Source organism: Blastocatellia bacterium (assembly GCA_025054955.1).
Classification (GTDB): domain Bacteria; phylum Acidobacteriota; class Blastocatellia; order HR10; family J050; genus JANWZE01.
Genome location: JANWZE010000039.1, coordinates 1 through 4,530, shown reverse-complemented (window position 1 = coordinate 4,530; position 4,530 = coordinate 1). Strand labels below are relative to the sequence as shown.

At 57.9% G+C, this 4,530-nt stretch carries 4 protein-coding genes; all 4 read right to left on the bottom strand.

Annotated elements, in window-relative coordinates; all coding sequences use genetic code 11:
• On the bottom strand, positions 1-422 hold a 422-nt coding region (locus NZ823_05380; protein ID MCS6804562.1), incomplete at its 3' end, for a hypothetical protein.
• On the bottom strand, positions 404-1,108 hold the full coding sequence (locus NZ823_05375) for an RAMP superfamily CRISPR-associated protein (GenBank protein ID MCS6804561.1): 705 nt from the start codon (positions 1,106-1,108) through the stop codon (positions 404-406). The genes NZ823_05375 and NZ823_05380, both read right to left, overlap by 19 nt.
• Before the next feature lie 22 nt (positions 1,109-1,130).
• On the bottom strand, positions 1,131-3,791 hold the full coding sequence (locus NZ823_05370) for an HD domain-containing protein (GenBank protein ID MCS6804560.1): 2,661 nt from the start codon (positions 3,789-3,791) through the stop codon (positions 1,131-1,133).
• Positions 3,792-3,819: 28 nt separating this feature from the next.
• Positions 3,820-4,530, bottom strand: a 711-nt coding sequence (locus NZ823_05365) for a hypothetical protein (GenBank protein MCS6804559.1), incomplete at its 5' end; no start/stop codon positions are given.

Below are 4,530 nucleotides of genomic sequence, written 5' to 3'. Positions count from 1 at the left end.
TTGTATTGAAACGGTAGCGGTATGTGCCACTCGTCATCAGCCCCGGCCACGTGGTCGTAAGCCAGTTGCATGAGCAGCGTATCGGCCACGCCGTGATGATCCTTGTTCTTTTTGTCCTTGCCGATGAAGCCGCTTTTGCGCTTGCAGCTTTGCGCGGTGTAGGGCAGCACAACGCTTTGCGCTGCAGTGTCGCTCACATAGCAGTTTGGAAAGCGAATCCCCGGCTGAGTCGGCGTGCCCAGAAGCTTATCAAGCTCAGCCTGCTCAGCAGACGAGACGAGACTTTTCAACGCGCCCAGCGCGCCGCGCAAATGGCCGCCTGCGACGTAATCGCCACTTTCGATGAGCGTGCCGCCGTAGGCCTTCATTGTGCCAAGCGACAGCGGCGAGGTGGCTCGGACAATTACTTCGATTTGTGCCATGCCTTCAATCCCTCCTCTCGAATCTTTGTCAGGTCGGCTTCGTTCACATCCTTTCCATCAATCGTGACGCCGGTGATCTTGGTGGTGATCCAACCACTGCCGCGCGACTTGTTGCCGCCCAGAGCAATCAGCCGCTCGATGGCGGCTATTATCAAGGCCAGTTGTTGGTTGGCCGACGCATCGTCCAGAGAGCCGTCAATCGCGCCTTCATAAACAATCCCCTCGACGCCGCGCTCGATGTAGTAGAGCCGTTCATCTTCGGCAGTGCGCCGCTTGCGCGAGAGCGCCACCCCTGCTTGCACGCGGACGAGATATGGAGCAATCTTGTCGTCGGCTTTGGCAACGGCATCGCTGAAGAAGAGTCGTGACTGAAACCCTGAGCCTCCGAAGATGTGACAAACAGGGCAGGGTGAATTCACGACGTGTGGATCATGAGGGCACATCGTTTCGGCTCGCGGCGAATGGCAGACCGTGTAGCCCAGCGTTGCCAGTATCCGCTCGCACTCGTTACGTATCTTGCCCTTGAGTGTTGAGCCGGGGATGAGTGGTTCTTGCCTCGCCGGTCTGCCGACGCGCCGTCGCCGCATCGTCGTTTTGTCAATTCCGATGTCCAGCACATCGGCGGTCGAGCCGACAAGCACGCCGCTGCGGGCGATCATCTGGTAAACAATCCTTATGCTCTTCATAGCTCTCCCTCCTCGCGTTGCGCTAGGGTGTGGCACGGACGAAATCGTAAATCTCCACAAGATCAACGATGGCAGTGACAAGGTCGCTCTGTCCCCCAGGCTTGAAGAAAGGGAAGAAGCGGTCGTCACTGGACAGTTGTTTCAGATACTCATGCAACGGCTCGTAAGCTTTTTTCAACTCATCGCTGCGTGCTCGTTGATAGTTGTAATAGTTGGTGGCGCGGGGCTGCGGGCCTCTGACGACGGCATCGCGCAAAGCATAGAGTTGACTCTTGGGAGTTTTCCGCTGCTTGAGCGTGCGAACGACCTCGATCATCTTCTGAAACTGATCGAGCGTGAGCGGGCGCATCGTCAGCGTCTCAAGCGTTGGGAACTTCTGGTTACAATAGGCTCGCTGGCGAAACTGAGGGATGCTTTCAGAGGCTGCTGTATCGGCGGTGATCGTCTGGAAATCCACGGCTGAAATCGCCGAATCGCCAGCTTTGCCGAGCGTCTTCGCGTTCCTGAGGAGTCCTTTGACGATGGTTCGTGAAAAGTAGATCGGCGTGTTGACGTGAGCCAGCAAGACGCCGGCGCTCAGTGTCAATGCTCGGTTGAACGCTTTCTCAAATTCTCGGCAGATGTGCAGCGCCAGTTCGAGAGCAATGTCTGCCGGAACGAAGAGATAAACGTCATCGCCGCCGATGGAGACGATTTCGAAGGGATGGTAGCGAAGCGTGCGCTTGTGCTTCTGGCCGCTGCTACTGATCTCCTCGCGCTCGGTTGTGCGATGACCATCAAGCAGCGTGCCGAGTCCGTTGAAGACAGCCCCTTCAATGGCTGAGCGAACGTCTTCGGCGAAGCTTTTGAATGCCGCCGGGGTCTCCAGGCCGTCGAGCTTTGCGCCCATGTCGTTGCCGTCGGCGTAGATGATGCCGATATAGTTCCTCACCGCGCGGGTCGCGCCGGCTTCAGCGACAGCTTCAAGGTCCGGCGGCGATTCAATCTCATGCCAGTCGCCGACCTTGCGATCCTGCTTCACGCCGCTCAAGTACGGTAGTTCATTGCTCTGTTTAGCTTCAGAGCGGAGGTATTGAATGAACTGGTTAATGTAGAAGCTTCGAGCCTGTCGTTGCCGCTTGCGGTCGCAAACCTGGCAGATGGGTCGTTCATCAACATCGGACGAGAGTTTGTATGCCGGACGAAACTGGCAGTAGGCGCAACGCTCGGTGAACGGCGAAACTTCAAACAGCGGAGCCGTCGGCTTACTCTGCTTGGCTCGCCGCAATTTGTAGCCGAGCGCCGTCTGCAATTGGCCGAATCGCTTGCTGCGGTAGTAGTGCTGATCGTTCAAATCGGCAGGTGCGTTGAATTTCTCCCACTTATCTTCACTGACAATCACCAGGTTATGTTTCAGCAATCGCCACGCTTCGCCGCTGGCTTGTCGGGCGCTCGCGCTGAACCAGTGCTCGAGCGGAATGGGATCAATGCCAAGCGCCAAGTCGCGCAACCGTAGAGGCTGGTAAACCACTGTTGTAGTCGCTGTCAGCGTGGTCTCAATGTACAACCGCTCAATGCGCCGTTTGATTTCCTCGGCGCGCGCGGCTGGGGCGATGATCATCGCGCCGCCGCCGGAAGCGTAAACGATGCTCTCGCGCGGAAGACCGAATTCATCGGCGAGGACTTGTGGGATTCCTTTGATCGGTCGGCGATTGATGCTGAGGTTCCCCCAACGGTCTTCTTCGTCGCTGTCTTTGATGTTGAGCAAATCCAGAATCAAGCTTGCGCCGCGCATCTCCGGCAGCTTGGCCGACTCGAAGACATAGCCCTGCACGCGATCCACATCGGCGGCGATGAGCGCAAGCGGCGTCTCGTCACCGAAGTAGCGACGTTCCCACACGCGCACATCATCGTAGCCGGGAAAGTTGAAAGCGGGGTCGCCGGGACGATCTGCGCCGGAGGCGACCGAGTCAGCGAAGCAAATGATCTCCTGCATCAAGGATTCGGGCGCAAGTCCTTGCAAGCGGTGACGGCGGCTGGCGTGATGCCGTTTAACTGCCTCGGCGATTTCATCAATGATCTCAGTCCCAAGCAAGTCGGCGAACACGTCGCGGACGAACGCCTGACCCCGCTCGATATGGCCTCTGGGTGGGTGCTTTCCGATGTCATGACACATCGCGGCCAGTCGCAGCAGTGCCAGAGCCTCTCGTTCGTCAAAATGGGCCAAGCCGCTGGCCATCTCTGCCGGTCGGTGTCCTTTGATCAGCAAAGCCTGCGCTAGAGCAACGGCGATGCCTGACGTGAGAAGAAAATGATCACGCAATCGCGCGCGATTCTTCCCCGGCCGTGTATCGCTCGGTAGATTCAGAACGGCTTCGGCTTCTGCGCTGAGCGGTTCGTCCAGCGCGGCGAGCGTGCGGCTCATCGCTTCGGCAAGCTCACGCACGGCCGTTGAACCACTTTTGATCTGAGCGCCGATTTGTTGGAGTCGCTCCCGCAGTTCCTCTTTGAGCTGCTCATGCCCGTGCTCGACTTGATCTTCATCAAGCCCGACGAGGACACGGCTGATCGGGTTCTCGTAGAGGAACAACTGCTTCCCGGACTCTTGATCGCAGTAGCACGGGCCGAAGTCAGTTTGCGCAATGAAGCATGGCCGCGCTTCTCCTGTCAACGGGTTTTGATATTCGAGCGTTTGATTCCGCATATAACCTCGTCCTTTGCTCCGTCAGCATTCAGAACGGATCATGATCGAAAATGACCAGCTCGCCGGTGACCGGCGAGGAGTAGATGAGCCGCCGCGCTTTACCGTGGAGCGCGTGCGCGATCTTCAGGTACATCCAGATGGGTGCCTGGCCGGTGAGAACCACCGCGCGGCCTTCTCCGGCGAGTTCCAACGCCCGCTGTTCGTATTCAGGCAAATCTGCGAGCTTGGCCGCGCCCGAATAAAACGTGCTGAGATCAATCGTCACGACATCGGGTTCGATCGTCATCGCTTGTTCGCCTCCAAAAATGCAATTGAGTTGTTCTGTCAACTTCTGCATGCGATCAGTCAGCGCACTCGCTCTCGATGGCTGCTCATTCATGCCAGCATGATCCACATCGTTTCGGGCTTCCCGCATAGAAGTCCAGAGCGCAACGAGCGATTCCGCCTGATCGTGCGTGCGGAACTTCTCCACATCCGCCGCATCCGGTTCAGCGCCGGTCCATGAATCAGAGCGTTTCCTCTCCTCCGGTTGTTTGCTCCAGGCCAGATAGTTGAGCAAGCGCTCGGCTCGTTCGCGGGCCTCGCGTCGAAGCGGATCTTCGAGATCAAGGAGCAGACACGTCTTCGTGACCAAAAGCTCGCGGGCAAGCGTGATGGCTTGGACCAACAGGCCTCGCTCCACATACCAATTGATCATGCGCCGTTGGACGTCGAGGTTTTTCGCGCTGGGCGGTGAAGC